Here is a 19,358-nt window from a genome sequence, read left to right as displayed (position 1 = left end):
GAATGAAATTATCTAAATTTATTTTCAGTTCTTATCTCCAAAAATGTATTCAATACTATTAAAGTTATAATGTTCTGAAGGTCATTCAACATTATTGATTTTACAGTTCGATAAAAATTTTTGCTCAACCGTATCTCTTGTCAGCAAAGGTAATTAGCCACCTTATTGAATTGTTAGCTCGAGAATAACGCTTTTGCAAATATCAATTATCCTAACCAACCATCGCGATCCAAACTGCGATACTGGATAGCTTCACTTATATGGGTTCCCAGAACATCTTGGGACCCTTCTAAATCCGCAATGGTTCTTGCAACTTTTAAAATACGATCATAAGCTCTAGCAGATAAATTAAGTCTTTCCATGGCCGATTTTAGCAAATTCATGGAGGAGTCATCTAACTTACAGTACTTTCGAATTTGCTTCGTGTTCATCTGTGCATTGTAATGGATATTATCTAAATCTTCAAAACGCTTCGTTTGATGTTCTCGGGCTTTAGTGACACGTTTTCTGATATCTACAGAAGTTTCACCATTTCTTTCGTCCGCCAATTTTTCAAACGGTACAGGTGTAACTTCAATGTGAATATCAATTCGGTCTAATAAAGGTCCTGAAATTTTTCCCATATAACGTTGCATCTCGGCAGGCGATGAAGTGATTGGCGAATCTGGATCATTAAAATATCCGCTTGGACTCGGGTTCATACTTGCTACTAACATGAATGAAGACGGATAAGTAACCGTAAATTTTGCCCTAGAAATCGTCACTTCCCGATCTTCTAAAGGTTGGCGCATTACTTCTAATACTTCGCGCTTAAATTCTGGTAATTCATCTAAAAACAATACGCCATTGTGCGATAAGGAAATTTCGCCTGGTTGCGGATAGCTTCCACCGCCGACTAAAGCGACGTTCGAAATCGTATGATGTGGACTTCTAAAGGGTCTTTGTGCCATAAGTCCGGTGTGTGCTTTTACACGACCAACAACCGAATGTATTTTTGTGGTTTCTAAAGCTTCATGTAAAGTCATAGGAGGCAAAATACTTGGTAAACGCTTTGCTAACATAGTTTTTCCAGATCCTGGTGGGCCGATGAGAATAATATTATGACCTCCAGCTGCAGCAATTTCCATACAGCGTTTTATGGACTCCTGACCTTTGACATCAGCAAAATCGAATTCTGGAAAATCTAAACTTTTATAAAATTCTTCTCTGGTATTAATTATGGTTTGTTCTAAAGGATCACCGTTATCAAAGTGTTGAATTACTTGCATTATATTTTCTGCACCATACACTTTCAAATTATCGACGATGGCTGCTTCTTTTGCATTTTGGATTGGCAGAATAATACCTTTAAAACCTTCTTCTCTTGCCTTAACTGCAATGGGCAATGCTCCTTTAAACGGTTGCAAACTCCCATCTAAAGATAATTCACCCATAATGAGATAATCTTCTAAATTCTCGGCTTTAATTTGGTCTGTTGCTGCTAAAATGCCAATGGCTAAAGTTAAATCGTATGCTGAACCTTCTTTTCGTAGATCGGCTGGTGCCATGTTTATGGTAATTTTTTTACCCGGAATTCGGTAACCGTTATTCTGAAGTGCTGCGGCGATTCTGTAATTACTTTCTTTGATCGCATTATCTGGAAGTCCGACTAAGTGATAACCAACGCCTTTATCTACATTGACCTCAATAGTAATTGTGGACGCTTCCACACCAAAAACGGCACTGGCAAAAACTTTTTTGAGCATAAACCTTTATTTACTCATAAATGTATGAAAAGTATTTTAAATCAATTAATTACAAATCTCTTTTCAACGTATAGTAAATTTATGATTTTTAGCTAAATTATCTTTAACTAAAAATTTTGACACTTTTAGAATCTGTCGCTTTTGACGTACTCGCAAAACTAATTAAAAGCACTACCACATAGATTTCTTGAATTAAATGAAACATCATTTTTTTTAAGATATCCAATTCAACGAATTTAAAATTTTGCCCTTCTCTCTGGTAACATCATTTCTATTAACACATGTATTGATTTGATGTCTCAATATTAAATCGATATTAATACTGTTGGAAGTTAAACTATTCAATTAGAATATATAGTGGACTTAAGAATCGAAAAACAGCTTTAAAAATACTTTTTTTTTAACATTAATTATAAAAAATCTACAACAAGACAACTATTAAACGTGTGATTCATTAAATATTTTAATACATTTTAAAGAATTCTATTTGTTTAAATGTAGAATAATCTTCTGGGTAGTTTTCCCAATTTAATTTAACTATGAAAAGAACATCCAACATAAACACTAGCAGTTGTACTCGATTTTAGTTTCTAATTATTAAACTGTTATGTTGATAAAGAATCACCGCTAGAACAAAATCGTATATATAAAAGAGTTCTCTATATTGAATCAAAAATCTTAAAGATACTACGGAGGTATGGTTTCTAGAGTACCAATACACTAACTGTAAGCTTGTTGAGTGCCAAAAAGAAATTAATTGTTCAGTACCACCAACTGGCGCAACTGCAAGAGAAGTTTATAAAATAAGGTGTGATTTATTTTATAGGATACTTTTAACATGAACGAAAAAGCCTTTCAATATATATTGAAAGGCTTCATAGTTATAATACAATATAATATCTAGCTTTTAACGAACCTTTTAATTGTTTTATTAATACCAGATTGAATTTCTAAAAAGTAAACCCCATTTGATAAACCGTCAACATTAATTGTTGAATATTTATTTTTTTTAAGGCTATTAATACGTCTACCATTTATATCATAAATAGTTATTTGATCAATAACACCATTCGATTCAATATTTAATATATTAGTAACGGGGTTCGGATATAATGTAATAGCATTTTCTATGTTTTCATTCTTTACAGATAAATTAGAAAGTGAATATTCAATGACTAATTGAGGTGCTGCTTCAGAGTCACCATTAAACGCTTCTGCTGTTCTTACACCAGAACCTGATATAAAAAAGGACATAGAACCATACGGTAGCCAATCTGGTTGATCTACAATTTCTTGAACAATAGTTGCTAAATTCGGTGTACTCTGATTGTCTCCTGCTTCACCAACAACTTCCCAAGCCGGTACACTATTCCAAGGAACGGTGGCATCTGTTTTTTCTCTTGTTGTAATATTGTAAGCATCTGTTGTAAAACGCAAACTATTAATAACTTTCTCTCCTTTAATAACTAAGTTAGTTTCAACTGTATTAGACTCATCTGTTGTAAATTGAATGGCAGCATCTAAAATTACGGCACCTTTTGGTAAAGTGACTCCATTGAATCGCATACCAATAGTTTGGCTATACGCAATAGTTTGACCAAGTTGGTCCTCATAGGCATCATCAGCTAATTCTAAATCAGAACTATTTGTAAATACTAATCCTCCTAACTCTGCTTCTTCGGCATCATCATCATTATGATTTATTTGGTAATTCAATGTACCTGATTCTTCTACTCCGATACAGTTACAATTACCATCTTCAAAATCTAAAACCGTATTTAAATCGCCATCATCACAAGCTGTTCCTACTGGATTACATGGCAATTGATAGAATAATTTTAATTCTGGTGCTGCTGAACCATCGAAAGATTCTGCTCTTCTTAATCCTGAACCCGACAAGATAAATGTCATTGTATTGCCGATTTCCCAACCTGATTGAGAAATAAGTTCATCTACTACATTATTCAAGTAAGGTGTACGTTGATTAACGCCAGCTTCTCCTACTGTCTCCCATGGTGCAACATCGTTCCAATTTACATTACTAACCGTTAATGGTCTTATTGAAATATCATTATTATTAGAAGTAAAAGCTTCACTAGTTAATGATAATTCTCCGTTAATAATTATATTAGTTTCATCTTCTTCAGCACTTGTTTCTTCAGTTTGAAACTGAATATAAGACCTATATAATGTCGCACCTTGAGGAATTTGAACATTCTCAAATCGAATACCCACTAACTGATCGGCATCATCATGGATCAATTCTAAATTGGTACTTGTTGTATGTACTAAACCGGTTCCAATTTCTTCTTCAGCATCATCACTACTGTTTTGTACTGCAATAGTTTCTTCTACTAATTGCAAATCAGGTACACCTTCACAATTACAAAAACCATCCGTTTCATCATATAATGTTGAATCATCTTCATCATTGCAGGTAGTACCTACAACAATACAAGGATTGTCAGGTATATTAGCATTAGAAATGGTAACCACACTTCCTGTTTCTGGTGAAAAGATATTTAAGGCTTCCGGCAAGGCAAAAGGATCTGTATTACTTCCTTCGGCTACCTCATCTGCGTTATTTACATCTATAGTTCTTAATTCGATTTTTTCAGTATCTACAAAAACCAATTTAAACTGATTGAAAGAACCAGAATTTCTTGTCCAAATTTTATCATCATCATTATTTCTTAATGGAGCTCCCCAACAGCCTTCTCCTGTGTAAACCGTTCCGCCTTGCTCCTCAATAACAAAACCTTCATCATTTCCTGGATCTGAAGACGGTTTAATTGGCCATGTGGTTTTAGCCATGTGCGAATCACAATCTACAACCAATCTTACTTGTTGGTCGTAAAATAATTGTGCCCATGCTCCATATTGTGCATTTCCTTCTGATTTCCCTGACGTATGTGGGCGCATGGGTTTATGATATTGTGCCATTTTCCATGTTAAATTAGAAGACATGTTTAAATCATCCTCTAACCAAGTCAATTGATCACCAAGAACTGAAATTTCAGAATTTAGCGTGTACGTTCTAATCAGATTATTCCCCCACGTTATTGCGTAATAAGAATCTTGGTTTGGCGTATCAAATAAATCATATATTGAAGATATGTTTTCATGATTACCTCTAGCTGGTACAATTGGAAACATTCTTCCATCAGCTGCTGTAGTTAATTGCCAATCTTCAAACCAATCTTGCCATTCTGTGTTGCTATCAGAGTCCGTCATATCACCACCAAAAAAGACGGCATGTGGCTTTAATTTACTCACCAATTGATTGGCATTTTGTCTTGGAAGTCTGTTATTTCTAGAATCGCCACCTGCGATAAAAAATAATCGACTATCATCATCTGGTGCTGTTTTAAACCAAAATGGTTGACTTATACCTTCGCTATCATGGATTAAAAAGTAATATATTGTATTTGGCAATAAAGCTGATAATCTAGCAAACTGATTGGTCATTCCTTTTGCCGACGTTTCTCTGTCTACCGTTTTATTAAAAGCATATGCACTAAAATCAGTACCATGATCTATGGTATCATAATAAACAGAAGCATTAGAACCAGAAATTTGATTCCAAGCTACAGTAATTGTTGTTGCCGGATTATCTACAAGAATCAGTCTGTACTTGTCATTATTTGCATAACCTAAGCGAAATAAGCCTAACAAAATTAGAAACATTAAGGGTAATTTTAATTTCATAATAAGGATTTGTTTTTAGTATTAGTATTTTGTTTTAAGTGTTTTATCATAAATGCCGTATAACATTAAAGTAGCTAAGGGCAGTAAACCATGAGGTAATCTATAAACTGTTAGGTAGAAAAAGTGATGAATTGAATTAAGGAAGAAATCAGAATTAAAACCAGCAACTATTCGGGCAAATGCCGTTAAGATTCCCCAAATGATAATATAAATAAAAGCAGACTTTACTAATTTAGGAATGAATAAAAAAGCTGCTGCTAGTATATCTAGAAATCCTACGACAAATAATAATTGTCTAGATTGGGTTTCTGTTACTCCCAATATTTTAATGGTCATATCTATAAAATGACCTGGTACATAAATTAGACCCATAGCAAAAAGGCCATGCGGAATAAACGTCATTGCGATTGATACTTTTAACCAAAAAATAAGTTTTTGCTTATTAAGTGTTTCAAAATCTTTAGTAAAAAAGAGCACTAAAGGCGCTGCAAATTGTATAGTAAGCTCAAAAAATTGTAAAAAATCATAGTTTTTATCTTTCACCATGCAAATACCAAGTACAAATAAGATGAATAAGCTAAATCCAATAATGCTTTTTTTAAATTTTACATAAGGAATCTGTTTCCAAAAAAGACTGACAAATGCTGATACAAATAATATGATGCTAAAAAATAAGGTAAGTATACCTATACCTGTATCAGTTTTAGAACTTGTTGCATAATCAAACCAAGATGTGTTAAAAACATTCTCGACTATAGGGCTCATTAAGCTTTCATCCCATAGAATTGCTCTAAAAGGTGCTCCGAAAAAATAAAATTGGTAGGCTCTTGCTATAAAAATTAGAAAAGCACAAATCTGGATTATAAAAAAGGGTTTCAGTTTCATTTAACAAAAAAATGAAATTAAAACCTTTAAAATATTACGTCAGTGTTATTTGATAATTACAATAACTACATCATAATGTTACCTATATTATTTAATTATTAACTAGATCTAATTTAGCCTAAAAGGATAGATGTCAAAACAATTATAAGATATAACATTGAATAAACTCATCTCCACAAATTTAATTTTCTATTACGAATTCCAAAGCACGCCGCTCGTTATAATACACGTTTCCTTTATCAATGAAACCCACATGACCTCCAAATTTTGGCATTTCTAAGAAAAGATAAGAATTCTGTTTGGCTTCCTTTACAGGATAACATTTCGCGGATAAAAATGAATCATTAAGTGCGTTGATCATTAAACAGGGTAACTTTATATTCGGTAGAAACTGTAAACAGCTCGCCTTTTTATAATAGTCTAAGGCATCTTCGAAACCATGTGCCTTTGCGGTATAATTATCATCAAAATCTTTTAACGTTTTAATGCTATTAAAATCTGTAATCGATAAGTTTTTAGGAAATTGAATTAATTTAGGTTGTAATTTTTGTTTTAAATGTCCTAAAAACCGAATAGCGTAATGTCTATTCTTCCAACTTAATAATTCGTCACAAGATCCTTTTAAATCACATGGAGTGGAAATAGCGATAACGGCTTTAATTTCTTTTGGAATATCTCGGTCTTCACCAACATATTTTAGGGCCATATTGGCTCCAAGACTGATCCCTTTAATGTAGATTTCTGTATATTTCGCTTTCGTTAATATATGTTTTATTACAGCATCCAAATCTTCGGTGGCACCAGAATGATAACTTCGAAATAATAAATTAGGCTCCCCACTACAACCTCTAAAATTCACTGCGCATGCATCAATTCCATTATCATTAAATAGTTTTGCCGTTCCTGTAATATAAGGTCGTTGCGCATTACCCTCTAATCCATGCAGAAGAATTATTACTTTATTCGACCTTTGTTGTGCATAGCTCCAATCTAGATCTAAAAAGTCGGTATCTGGTAATGTTATGCGTTCTCGAGTTTGGGTAATTCCTTTAACTTTTCGAGCTAATCCAGAAAATACAGTGGATACAAAACTCTTCTTTGCCCAAAATGGTGGTTTGTAAGTGGGTTGTAATATTGGCATGGTTCAGTCAGCAGTTTTCAGTCTTCAGTTGGCAAAAATAAAAATAGAATTTCGCAGTCTCAGTATTATGTTAATACCATTTTTCATTATTGTAAAACGATATGTCTATAAGGTAATAACGCTCTGCACAACGTTGAGTCTTCTTATGTAGTTTTCTGGTAGTCCACACTGTAGTGCTCAAACCAAAAACTTTTATAATTTAATTGCTTAATATTTGAAACTCTATAGAGGAATCATTATAAACTTTATGTGTTTGCTTCTGAAAATCGGCTTCCGTCGCTTCAAAAATATTGTCAACATAGGTTTGTGGATTCGCATCGATATATGGGAAAAAAGTACTCTGTATTTGCACTTGAATCTTATGCCCTTTTTTAAAGGTGTGAAATACATCTTGTAATTTTAAAATGACATCCGTTATTTCGTTCGGCACAAAAGGTTCTGGTTTAGACAAACTATTTCTAAAACGGCCGCGCAAAACTTCACTTCGCACCATCATGTGATAATTACTTAGCTTTAAATGGTCTTGAACGTCATCTGTATTTTTTGTGTCTGCAGGAAATACATCTATCACCTTAACAATCCAATCGGCTGCTGTTCCTGTTGTAGAGACTTTTAGCTTTGCCATAATGTCTCCTGCAAGCGTCACGTCATTTTCTAATATCTCGGTTTCAAAAGTTAAAACATCTGGGCGTCGTGATGCAAAACGCTGATCATCTGTCATAAATTTACGGGGTGTAAAGCCAACTTTTATATCTTCTGTATATGGTACAGGTTTTTTAGGGTCACTCACAAAATCTGAGGATTGTTGTACATTATTGAGTGAGCGGGTTAAGAGCTCTTCTTGTTGCAGATAATAATTATGCTTAGTGGTGTTTTCTGGTGGCCATGTGTTAAACGATTGCCATTGTTTTGTTCCCGTATTAAACATTTGAGCTTCTGGTAAACCGGTTTCTCCGCTGGCTTCGCCTTTTAGAAAATGATTAAAGAATTTAGTTTCCACATTTTTTTGAAAATCATCAGATAATTCATCTCCAAAATGAATATTCCCAACCACCTGGCGTTCACTAGTTCTCGCCCAATCACCATGACTCCAAGGTCCGAAAACTACGGTATTGTAGTTATTACTATTCTCTTCGATACTTTTATAAGTGTTAAATGGACCGTACAAATCTTCAGCATCAAACAGACCACCGACAATCATAGTGGCTGGTTTAATATCTTTTAAATGTTGAATTATGCCCCTCGATTTCCAAAAATCATCATAAGTGACATGTGTTTTTATTTGTTCCATGAACACATTAGTACTATCGTAAAACGCATTCAATTTACTTAAAGGCATATGATCTAAAAAGAACTGATGCTGATCTTCAGTCCCAATATCAGGAAAATTATACCACGCTTCTTTTGTCGGTTGATCTTTCATATAACCAAACACAGAAGTCGCTCTCCAATAGCTTAATAAAAATGCTCCATTATGAATAAAATCATCAAAAAAGAAATCGCCAATACAAGCTTGAGGTGACACAGCTTTAAGCGCCGGATGTGAATCTAACAAAGAATAAGTAGCATAGAAACCAGGGTATGAAATTCCGTAAGTTCCTACTTTACCATTGTTATTTTCTACATTATTTACCAACCATTCGATGGAATCATACGTGTCACTGGCTTCATCAATCTGATTGCCTGTTTTATTAGGAATATAAGCTCGCATATTATCATAAACGCCTTCACTATTCCAGCGTCCACGCACATCTTGATATACCATAATATTACCCTCCTCCATCAAATATTTGTTAGGTCCTAAACGGCTACTAAAGGCATCTTCACCATAAGGTCTACAGCTGTATGGTGTACGTTTCATTAATATCGGATAATCTTTAGTGGTATCCTTTGGCGAATAAATTGTGGTATGCAATTTAATACCGTCTCGCATGGTGATCATTACTTCTTTTTTGGTGTAATGATCTTCTGGATTATAAACGTTTTCAATCTCAACATTAGCGGATGTTTCAACAGTTTTAAAACCTTTATTCATAGATTTTTCTGTTGGACTGCAATTTGAAAATATAATAAGAATTACAAAATAGAGTGCTGCTTTGTGGAATGTCATTTTTTGTTTCATTTTCTGGAAAACGTAAAGATAACTAATTTGTATTTATAGGTTGTGGTTTTAATTTGCAGGAAATTCTTAAAGAAAAAAATACAGGTCTGGCAAGCCAATTTCAAAACGATAAATTAAATGTAACCTAATAAACTAAATCATATTATCAATTTATCGCTCTAATAAGAAATAGCTAGACTGAGATTAAAATTTATTCGACTTCAACTGTAGTAAATTGAAATTTTCCACCATCAAACAAACCTTTGTCACTGAGTTTTAATGCAGGAATAACTAGTAAAGCCATAAACGACAAACTCATATAAGGTGCATTAAGCTTACTGCCCATTTGCTTCGCCATTTTATCTAATTCTGAATATTGTTTTCCTATGGTTTCAGCATTTTGATCACTCATTATACCAGCGACCGGAAGCGCAACAACTTTGTGGTCTGTTTCAGATATGGCACAAATGCCACCTTCATTTTCTATAAGAAGGTTTACCGCGTCGCAAATGGTTTTGTCAGAGACACCAACCGCAATAATATTATGAGAATCATGCCCTACAGAACTTGCAATAGCGCCTTCTTTTAATCCGAAATTTTTGATGAATGCAATGGCTGGTTTTTGGTTTTCATAACGATTGACCACTGCCATTTTTAGAACATCGGTTTTGGTATTTGAAACTAAATTTCCATTTTTAAACGTTGCATTCTCTATTAATTCATTAGTCACCAATTCGCCATCAACACATTCTATGACACGAATTTTTTTAGATTTAGAATTTAATCTGAAATCTGAAATTTCTTTCTTATCTGTTTTAAAATTATTTAAATTATCAAAGTCTACATGTTTTATTTTTGAAATCCCCTTATCGTAAACCAATTCACCATTAATATAGGTTTGAAGTGTTTTAAAGTTTTTTAAATCTTCAACTATTATGCAATCTGCGTCATCTCCAACATTCAATAAACCAACATCTAATTTATAGTGGTTAACAGGGTTCACACAAGCCGCTTGTAATACCTTAAATATATCGATCCCTTTTTCTACTGCTCTTGCGCACAATTGATTAATGTGACTGAGCAATAAATCATCAGGATGTTTATCATCACTACAGAACATCATATTTTCAAAATGTTCGTCAAGTAAACCAATTAAGGCTTCAAAATTTTTTGCTGCACTACCTTCTCTGATAATGACTTTCATGCCTTTTTTAAGTTTCTCCAATCCTTCGTCATAAGTAAAACATTCGTGATCTGTAGAAATACCGGCTGAAATATATTTGGTTAAATCGTCTCCACGCAATCCTGGTGCGTGCCCATCGACAGGTTTATTATAATGTTTTGCCCACCCTATTTTTTTGAGCACTTCGTCATCATCATAAATAACTCCAGGATAATTCATCATTTCCGCCAAATATTTAATATCTGCGTTTTCCATTAAATTTTTAATCGCGTCGGAATCAATAACAGCTCCTGCGGATTCAAATTTAGTTGCTGGTACGCAACTTGGTGCTCCAAAATTGAATTTAAACGGAGTTTGTTTACCATTTTCAATCATGAATTCTACACCTTTAACTCCAAGAACATTCGCTATTTCGTGGGGATCGGAAACTGTAGAAACGGTTCCATGCTTTACCGCTATTTTAGCGAATTCACTAGGCACTAACATAGAACTTTCAATATGAATATGTGCATCTACAAAACCAGGTAAGATATAATGATTTTCTTTACAGTCTTTCTCTTCTATGTTTTTTATTTTTCCGTTTTCAATGGTAATTTCACCTTTAAAAATTTTACGGTTTTCGATGTCTACAATGTTTCCTTTTAGTTTCAAATTATATTTATTTATACGAATTACACAAATCTACGCAAATCCTAAACATGATTTTTTAAGTGAATTTTCACGTATCATCCTACTGTAATCCTAAGAATTGTTTTCGTTCTCTCTGTAACTTTAAAACGCTCGTCTGCACGTTTGCCGACTAGCCAAATTATTTTATTATCTGATTTTAAAACCCACGTGTTTTCTTTATCAATTAAAGATGATTTTTCGTCTTTTAAATATTTACTAACTTTCTTTTTTCCCGTCATACCGATAGGCTGAAAATTATCGCCTTCTATCCAAATATGTAATTCTAGCGGAAATTTTAATTTACTTTGGTCAATGTAAATAGTATTTTTAGAGGTTTCTGTAATGGCATCGGCCTCATTAAAAAATAATATGCCTAATGGTGTCTCAACGGCTCCGTTTTGTACATCTATTGCACTCAATGTAACATCCATTTTAGGTGTAGAATTTAACTCTGCTAAAATCAAATGTTCACGATGTTTTATGAGTCGATGTGTATTCGATTTCACCAATTTTCCTGATTGCGCATTAAGTAAGTCTACAATATCATTCCATTCCGTAAAGCCGTATTTACTAAAACATTCAAATAAATAAGCCTTTGGATTATTTACGTTTTCAAATTCTGAAATGTTATAAGTAATTCCACTGTCATCTCGTTTCACGATAGCCTTTTTTTCAAAAGCATTTAGACTTTCGTTGACGATTTCTGCAGTATCATTGAGATTAGTTAATGTATTTTGAAAACTTTCTAGCAGCTGAGGATTGATGCTTTTTAAAATCGGAACAACCTCATGCCGTAACTTATTTCTGAGATATTTTGTAGATGCATTACTGGCATCCTCGCGCCAATAAATATTTTTTTGTGTAGCATAAGCTTCAATTTGTGCTCTTGAAAATGGCAATAAAGGTCTAACCACATTGCCATTAATCATCGGAATTCCTGTTAAACCATTGAGTCCAGTACCTCTTGTAAAATTAATTAGAAAAGTTTCAAGGTTATCGTCCGCATGATGTGCCGTTAAGATATAATCGAATTTTAATTGTGCTGCCAACTCCTTAAACCATTGATAACGTAATTCGCGCGCAGCCATTTGAATAGACCGTTTATATTGTTTAGCATAAACTTCGGTATCGAAATTCTGAATAAAAACCTCAACGTCTAATAGTTCCGCTAACTGTATAACAAATTCTTCATCCTTATTACTTTCTTCTTCTCGCAAATTAAAATTACAATGCGCAAGGGAAAACTTGAGTTTTAGTGAATGGCATAGATGAGCTAATACAACGCTATCAATTCCGCCAGAAATGGCAATAATAAATTGACTTTCGTTTAGAAATGAAAGGTTTTTATAAATATGATTTTTAAAGACGTCTTGCACTTCTCAAAGGTATTGAAATTATTTATTGGTGTTATAATGTTAAGGTATAAAAGATGATGATTGTTGATAGTATATTACTAGAGGCATGAACGTAGTTGGAGTTACACTTTATTAAAAAAATTACGACACTTCTAAAGTTAAAATGACCTATATCATAACAACATATTTTCTTTTTAATTAACTTTAATGGAATTTAAAATTTTTGAGCCATGAGTGTACTTGAAGAGTTAACATCGAAATCTGCACGAACCTCCTTTGACAAAAAGGTACTTTCTGCCTTACCGCATTTACATCCTTACGTAAAACATAGAATATACATCGCTGAGACCACTGGAATTTTACCCAAAAACATGTTTTCTTCGAATGGAATTATTGACGAAAGCATTATTATACTGTACGATAAAGGATTTAATGTAGATGCTGAACCAATGGCTGTGAAATTGGAACTATTCAGAATTGTAGATCGTTATATGAATGTGCTATTTAAAAATGAAGCTTACCATAAAAACACCATTAGCACAGACGACATTCTTAAAAAAGAACTTTCTAAATTAAGCGAGAATTTTACGGTAGACGCTGATTTTGATTATATACTTAATACAGAACTTACCGACATCTCTTACCACCAAGATCAAGAAGATCCGTTGCAATTGTATGCCAATAAAGAATCTTCAATTTTAAAAGCTTTTGAGGTCAAAGATTTATCGACCAAACAATCTTCCCAAGTTTTTGGTCAACTTTATAATTGGTTGCCTTTTAATATCTCTAATATAATGGATTTATACATTTTTGGTAAACTCGATTTTGAGTCTATTTCAAAAATTAAAAAAATTGAACAAAAACGAGTGGAGTCTATCTTCGATAAGGTTAAGCGAACCTTTAGACGACATATTGATTAAGATTGTTGGTTGTTGGTTGATGGTTGATGGTTGATGGTTGATGGTTGATGGAATATTAGGCTAAATAATACGGAAATCAACCTAGGAAGTTTCATTTGTAACAACTTTTGACATTAATTTTCCAGAACCTCACGCATAGCTTTAGCCTTAATCAAACATTCTTCATATTCCTTTAAAGGATCACTTTGGGCTGTAATTGCGCTTCCTACGGAATAAGAAACATATTTTTTTGATGCGTTATAAAGAATACTTCTAATAATAACATTAAAGTCGAAATCGCCATTTGGCATAAAATATCCTACAGAACCCGCATATAACCCACGTTTTGTTTCTTCTAAAACTTCAATAATTTTCATTGCTGAAATTTTGGGAGCCCCAGTCATGCTCCCCATAGGAAACGTTGTTTTTATGATGTCTAGTGGATTGGTTTTTAATGGCACTTCAGATTGCAGGGTTGATATCATTTGATGCACCTGCAGAAAAGAATAAACCTTACATAATTCTTTAACTTCTACGCTCCCCTTAGTAGCCGTATGTGATAAATCGTTACGCACCAAATCTACAATCATAATATTTTCACTGCGCTCTTTTGGGTCTTTTGCTAAATCTTCTGCTAATTTTAAATCTTCTTTTTTATTATCAGACCGTTTTGCGGTGCCTTTTATAGGTTGAGAAATTACTGTAGTCCCACTCTTTTTAATATAGCGTTCTGGTGATGCAGACATTAAATATTTATCTTCAAATTTCAAATAACTGGCAAACGGTGGTTTAGAAATAGTATTGAGCTTTTTAAAAGTTTCCAGTGGATTGATTTCACTATTTTCTGCAAAAAATTCTTGACAAAAATTGGCTTCATAAATATCTCCTCTATGAATATGTGCTAACATCTTTGTAACCTTGTCGAAATACTCATTTTTTTGAATTCGGAGTTTGATTTTAATGTTGTTTTCGTCCGCATTTAAACTATTTTTAGTAAGATAGTCGTGTGAAGAATTAATGGCGTCCAAATCCGTTTCAATCTCATCGTCTACCATGTTGAGATACTGAATCTCTACTAGGTTATTCTTTATTAAAAATAACTTTTTAGGTTGAAAAAAATAGAGTTCAGGAAAATCTAATCCATCGTTATTTTCGGATTTTAATTTTTCTGTTGTATTTTTTAAATCGTAGGTCAGAAAACCAAAAATCCAATCGTTTGTTGTGTTTTGGTATTCTTTTAGTCTTTCGAAAGCATCAAAAAAATCGGTACGTAAAACGGTGAAAGCCTCCACAGCCAAAACGGCATCATAATTAGAATATTGATCTTTATGGTTGTTAGAATCTAACCAAACCACCTCATCAAATTGCTGGCTCCAAAGCAGAATGTTTTGCTTAAAGTTTTTGATGTCATTAGGCTGATGAATTTGTGTAGTTCTCAATAGAAAAATAATTGCTGCAATTTACTGAACTTTAAGTAAGATACCTATTAGGATTTTTAAAACCTTATTGCCTATAAAATTAAAATATTTACAAGTTAACTGCGGAAACAACTTAAACCTACATTTTGCAGAATATATAATAAGAATGTATATTTCAATAAAAATAAACCAATGCATAGTTTAAGAAACACCCTCTTACAAATTAATATAAAAAATAAAGGAGCAGAATTATGCAACATGACTTCAGTAAAACATAACACTGAATTCATCTGGCAGGCAAACCCAAAGATATGGGCAAGTCATGCTCCGAATTTGTTCCCTATTATTGGGAGTTTAAAAAATGATACGTACACTTACAATAACAAGTTTTACCAAATGCCGAAGCATGGTTTTGTAAGACATAATGATGACTTCACAATAAAGAATCGTACCGAAACGAGCATTACGTTTTCGCTAGTTTCAAATGATGCGCTCTATAAAATTTATCCATTTTTATTCTCGTTTGAAATTACCTATACACTTTTAAACAACCAGCTAACGATTAATCATACGGTTACAAATGCCGATGATAAAACACTTTACTTCTCTTTAGGAGGTCACCCTGCATTTAATTGTCCTATTTCGAATGATGAACTATATACCGATTATTATTTGGAATTTGAACACAGTGAAGACACCACTTCCTACTTATTAAATAGGATTTCTGGTTTGATAACCAATCAAACAAAACTAATATTTAAAGAAGGGAATAAAATTAATTTACAACCCGATTTATTTAACGAGGATGCTTTAATTTTTAAAGATTTAAACTCAAGAATAGTGAGTTTGAAACATAAAACGAAAGGCAAAATTTTAGCCTTGAAATTTAAAGATTTTAAACAATTAGGTATTTGGGCAAAACCGAACGCTCCTTATGTTTGTATTGAACCTTGGCTTGGTATAGCTGATAATGAAACTACAGATCAAAAAATAGAAAATAAGGAAGGAATTTTAAGTCTAGACGCTGGTGCTACATTTGAGGCTAGTTATAGTATTGAAATAGAAAACAGCCTTTTATCTTAAGTTGTTTAATAAAATAGTAGCTTTGCAGCAAAACTATACAACGTGACTTTTCAAGATCTTAATTTAAATACACCTTTATACAACGCCTTAGACGATTTAGGGTTTACAACTCCTACACCGATCCAAGAAGAATCATTTAGTGTAGTGGCTTCGGGAAAAGACGTCGTTGGTATTGCACAGACAGGTACTGGTAAAACACTTGCGTATATGTTGCCTATTCTGCGAAATCTTAAATTCTCAAAACAAGATAATCCAAGGGTTTTGGTGTTGGTACCAACGCGAGAATTGGTGGTACAAGTAGTCAGTGAAATTGAAAAATTTTCGAAATACATTAACAATCGTGTGTTAGGCGTTTATGGTGGTACCAACATAAACACGCAAAAACAAGCGGTAGCTCAAGGCCAAGATATTATTGTAGCAACACCTGGACGTTTGTATGATTTGGCTGTGAGCAGAGTATTACAACTCAAATCCATTCAGAAATTAGTCATTGATGAAGTAGATGTAATGCTCGATTTAGGTTTTAGACACCAATTGATGAATATTTTCGATATTCTTCCTCAACGTCGCCAAAACATTATGTATTCCGCCACCATGACTAAGGATGTGGATGATTTAATCACTGATTTCTTCACCAATCCTACAAAAATTTCCATTGCAGTATCTGGTACTCCTTTGGAAAACATTAAGCAAGAACGTTACAATGTGCCAAATTTTTACACTAAAGTCAATTTATTAGAACATTTGCTTCACGATAAAGATGTGTTTTCAAAAGTGTTGATTTTTGTCGCTTATAAGAAAATGGCAGACCGTTTATTCGACAAACTTGAAGCGTTATTTCCTAATGAATCTTGCGTAATTCACTCTAATAAAACACAAAATTACAGATTACGAAGTATAGAACAATTTAGAGAAGGTGAAAACCGATTGTTGGTTGCCACCGATGTTATGGCGAGAGGTTTGGATATTGAAGGTGTTTCCCATGTTATTAATTTTGATACACCAGACTACCCTGAAAACTATATGCACAGAATTGGTAGAACTGGTCGTGCAGAGCAAGAAGGTCATTCTATTTTATTATCTACTGAGAAAGAACAAGAAGGGTTAGAACGCATTGAGCATTTAATGCAAATGTCGATTACTACCTTAGCAATTCCAGAACATGTGGAAATTTCGACCGAATTAATTGAAGAAGAACGGCCACAGATTAGAGAGCGAAATAATCCGACTAAACGACGAGATGAGGATGCTCCCGGACCTGCGTTTCATGAAAAATCAGAAAAGAATTCTAAAGAAAACTTAGGCGGTTCTTACCGACGAGAAATAGCTAAAAAGTATAAAAAACCAAAGACTAGAGGAGATAAAAATTACAATCGCCGCAACAAAAAATAATTTTAAGTCCCGCGATAAAAATTAAGGGTTTAAAAATTTTTTACAAATATACTGTCTGCTTTGTTATAAATTGTTTTAATGGTTTTCGTTGTGTAATTCAACATAATTCAGAATAATTTATTAACTATGGTGAAATTTAAACACGAATTACTACTTAGCTAAAACCACGTATTTTGGGCGATTTCCTAAATGCTCTCGTAACTTTATTTTTTAGCATTCTGAAAAATCGGCATTCGCATTTTCTACTACGTTTTGAATATCATCAGCTTCTAAATTTATAATATTGGAATAGCAGAAAGCATAACGGAGCGTATCTTTAAAACATAAACAAAAAGTTGACACTAAAGTTCTAGACTACCGCTTTTTCCCTTTAGGCGATTCCTCTTTTAGCTTCACATAAATCAGTTTCCTATGCCCCTTTGAATCTTCGCGTCTTTCTATTTCGAAAGTAGGAATAGAATTAATTAAAGGTGTTAGTTTTTGAAATCCATAATTTCTGGAATCAAAATTAGGTTGTTTCTTTTGCAGTAAACTTCCAACATCGCCCAAAAAAGCCCAACCATCATCATCCGCAACATCATCTATAGTCGAAGAGATTAATTTAATATCCTTATCGGTAATGTTATCGTATTGATTTTTAGTCGCGATCGTTTTTTCCGTGGACTCTAATTCATTCTCGGTCGATTGTTGTTTCAAAATCTCGATATAAATAAATTTATCACAAGCCACAATAAATGGATTAGGTGTTTTCTTCTCACCAATCCCATAAACAGCCATGCCAGCTTCACGCAAACGGGTAGCCAAACGTGTAAAATCACTATCGCTAGACACCAAACAAAACCCATCTACCTTTTCTGAATACAAGATATCCATAGCATCTATTATCATGGCAGAATCGGTAGCATTTTTACCAGTAGTATAACCATATTGCTGAATGGGTGTTATAGCATTCTCTAATAGCATATTTTTCCATTTCGATAAATGCGGCTTCGTCCAATCCCCGTAAATACGTTTAATGGTGGGGTTGCCGTATTTGGCAATTTCTTCCATCATTTCTTTAACAAAGGCCGATGGAATATTGTCTCCATCTATAAGTACAGCAAGTTTTATGTCCATAAAATTTAAACGTCCTATTAATAAAAAATAAAGGTAATAGCTTTCTATTAAAAAACCACCCAAATTAGAGTGGTTTTATCGGTATCCTTTCTGCGCTCTATCTTCTAACTAATTTTTTTAGCTTATTTTGAAATTAAACCATCTTTAGGTTTTCGAGCCGTCTCTGGCTTTACATTTCTTATTGAATCTAATGAGCTTCCCTTAGATATAAGATGTAAATAGCTGACGTATTAATTACTGTTTCAAAAGTAAAAAATGGGATAGTGAAATTAGACACGCCAAATTTTAATTTTAAAACAACTCATTTATATAAACATAAACGAATCTTCATCTTTAGAAAACGATTTGCTAATGAATATTTGCGGACTTGTTTGTTTAATATTCTGAGCCTTTTGAAATCTTCTAAATGTAAATTTTCGCAGCTGGTTGGTTAAGTGTTGTAAACGTTTCATAATTTAAAGCAATTTTCTTACCATAAAGATACGATTTAAAACGCTAATTAGATGTTGTAAAACCCTTAAAACTTACTTAAAACCAAAGACTTAATGTTTAATTAACACGCAATTCATTTTGGCTTAAATTAGGTGATTGTAACTGCAAATAATACGCGGATTTTGTGGAAAAGAAAATGAATAATACATTTTAATTGAATCAGTTCAACTT

12 protein-coding genes are annotated in these 19,358 nt (G+C 33.2%); 3 read left to right on the top strand and 9 right to left on the bottom strand.

From position 1 onward, the window contains the following. Positions 1-206: 206 nt before the first annotated feature. From QMA06_RS10175 to tilS, 7 genes are all read right to left on the bottom strand, one after another. Positions 207-1,745 carry a YifB family Mg chelatase-like AAA ATPase gene (locus QMA06_RS10175; protein WP_290206744.1) on the bottom strand — a complete coding sequence of 513 codons (1,539 nt, stop codon included), beginning with the start codon at positions 1,743-1,745 and terminating at the stop codon, positions 207-209. Positions 1,746-2,645: 900 nt separating this feature from the next. Beyond that, positions 2,646-5,453 (bottom strand): T9SS type A sorting domain-containing protein, encoded by a 2,808-nt coding sequence (locus QMA06_RS10170; protein ID WP_290206743.1) that lies wholly within the window; start codon positions 5,451-5,453, stop codon positions 2,646-2,648. A 21-nt stretch (positions 5,454-5,474) separates the two neighbouring features. After that, the gene (locus tag QMA06_RS10165) at positions 5,475-6,338 is read right to left on the bottom strand and encodes a hypothetical protein (RefSeq protein WP_290206742.1); all 864 of its coding nucleotides are present in this window, start codon (positions 6,336-6,338) and stop codon (positions 5,475-5,477) included. A 181-nt stretch (positions 6,339-6,519) separates the two neighbouring features. Further along, positions 6,520-7,479 (bottom strand): YheT family hydrolase, encoded by a 960-nt coding sequence (locus tag QMA06_RS10160; RefSeq protein WP_290206741.1) that lies wholly within the window; start codon positions 7,477-7,479, stop codon positions 6,520-6,522. 199 nt (positions 7,480-7,678) lie between these two features. Further along, a complete protein-coding gene (locus QMA06_RS10155; protein WP_407704310.1) occupies positions 7,679-9,514 on the bottom strand; it encodes a CocE/NonD family hydrolase in 1,836 nt (611 codons plus the stop codon). A 277-nt stretch (positions 9,515-9,791) separates the two neighbouring features. Next, positions 9,792-11,414, bottom strand: a complete 1,623-nt coding sequence (gene ade, locus QMA06_RS10150) for an adenine deaminase (RefSeq protein WP_290206739.1) — start codon at positions 11,412-11,414, stop codon at positions 9,792-9,794. Positions 11,415-11,488: 74 nt separating this feature from the next. Then, positions 11,489-12,808 (bottom strand): tRNA lysidine(34) synthetase TilS, encoded by a 1,320-nt coding sequence (tilS, locus tag QMA06_RS10145; RefSeq protein WP_290206738.1) that lies wholly within the window; start codon positions 12,806-12,808, stop codon positions 11,489-11,491. 209 nt (positions 12,809-13,017) lie between these two features. Between tilS and QMA06_RS10140 the strand changes: the two genes are divergently transcribed. Next, positions 13,018-13,707, top strand: a complete 690-nt coding sequence (locus QMA06_RS10140; protein WP_290206737.1) for a hypothetical protein — start codon at positions 13,018-13,020, stop codon at positions 13,705-13,707. A gap of 113 nt (positions 13,708-13,820) precedes the next feature. Here QMA06_RS10140 and QMA06_RS10135 read toward each other — a convergent pair whose 3' ends face one another. Continuing rightward, complete coding sequence (locus QMA06_RS10135) at positions 13,821-15,125, bottom strand: anthranilate synthase component I family protein (protein ID WP_290206736.1); 1,305 nt, start codon at positions 15,123-15,125, stop codon at positions 13,821-13,823. 171 nt (positions 15,126-15,296) lie between these two features. On the opposite strand from QMA06_RS10135, the gene QMA06_RS10130 reads away from it, so the two are divergent. Continuing rightward, positions 15,297-16,187 carry an aldose 1-epimerase family protein gene (locus QMA06_RS10130; protein WP_290206735.1) on the top strand — a complete coding sequence of 297 codons (891 nt, stop codon included), beginning with the start codon at positions 15,297-15,299 and terminating at the stop codon, positions 16,185-16,187. 42 nt (positions 16,188-16,229) lie between these two features. Next, entirely contained in the window at positions 16,230-17,579 is a 1,350-nt protein-coding gene (locus QMA06_RS10125) for a DEAD/DEAH box helicase (protein WP_290206734.1), read from the top strand. Positions 17,580-17,933: 354 nt separating this feature from the next. Here the strand turns inward: QMA06_RS10125 and QMA06_RS10120 are convergent, their stop codons facing one another. Beyond that, positions 17,934-18,695, bottom strand: a complete 762-nt coding sequence (locus QMA06_RS10120; protein ID WP_290206733.1) for an NYN domain-containing protein — start codon at positions 18,693-18,695, stop codon at positions 17,934-17,936. Positions 18,696-19,358 lie beyond the last annotated feature (663 nt).

It is taken from the genome of Winogradskyella bathintestinalis (genome assembly GCF_030407435.1).
Classification (GTDB): domain Bacteria; phylum Bacteroidota; class Bacteroidia; order Flavobacteriales; family Flavobacteriaceae; genus Winogradskyella; species Winogradskyella bathintestinalis.
This window is presented reverse-complemented; position numbering and strand designations above follow the sequence as displayed.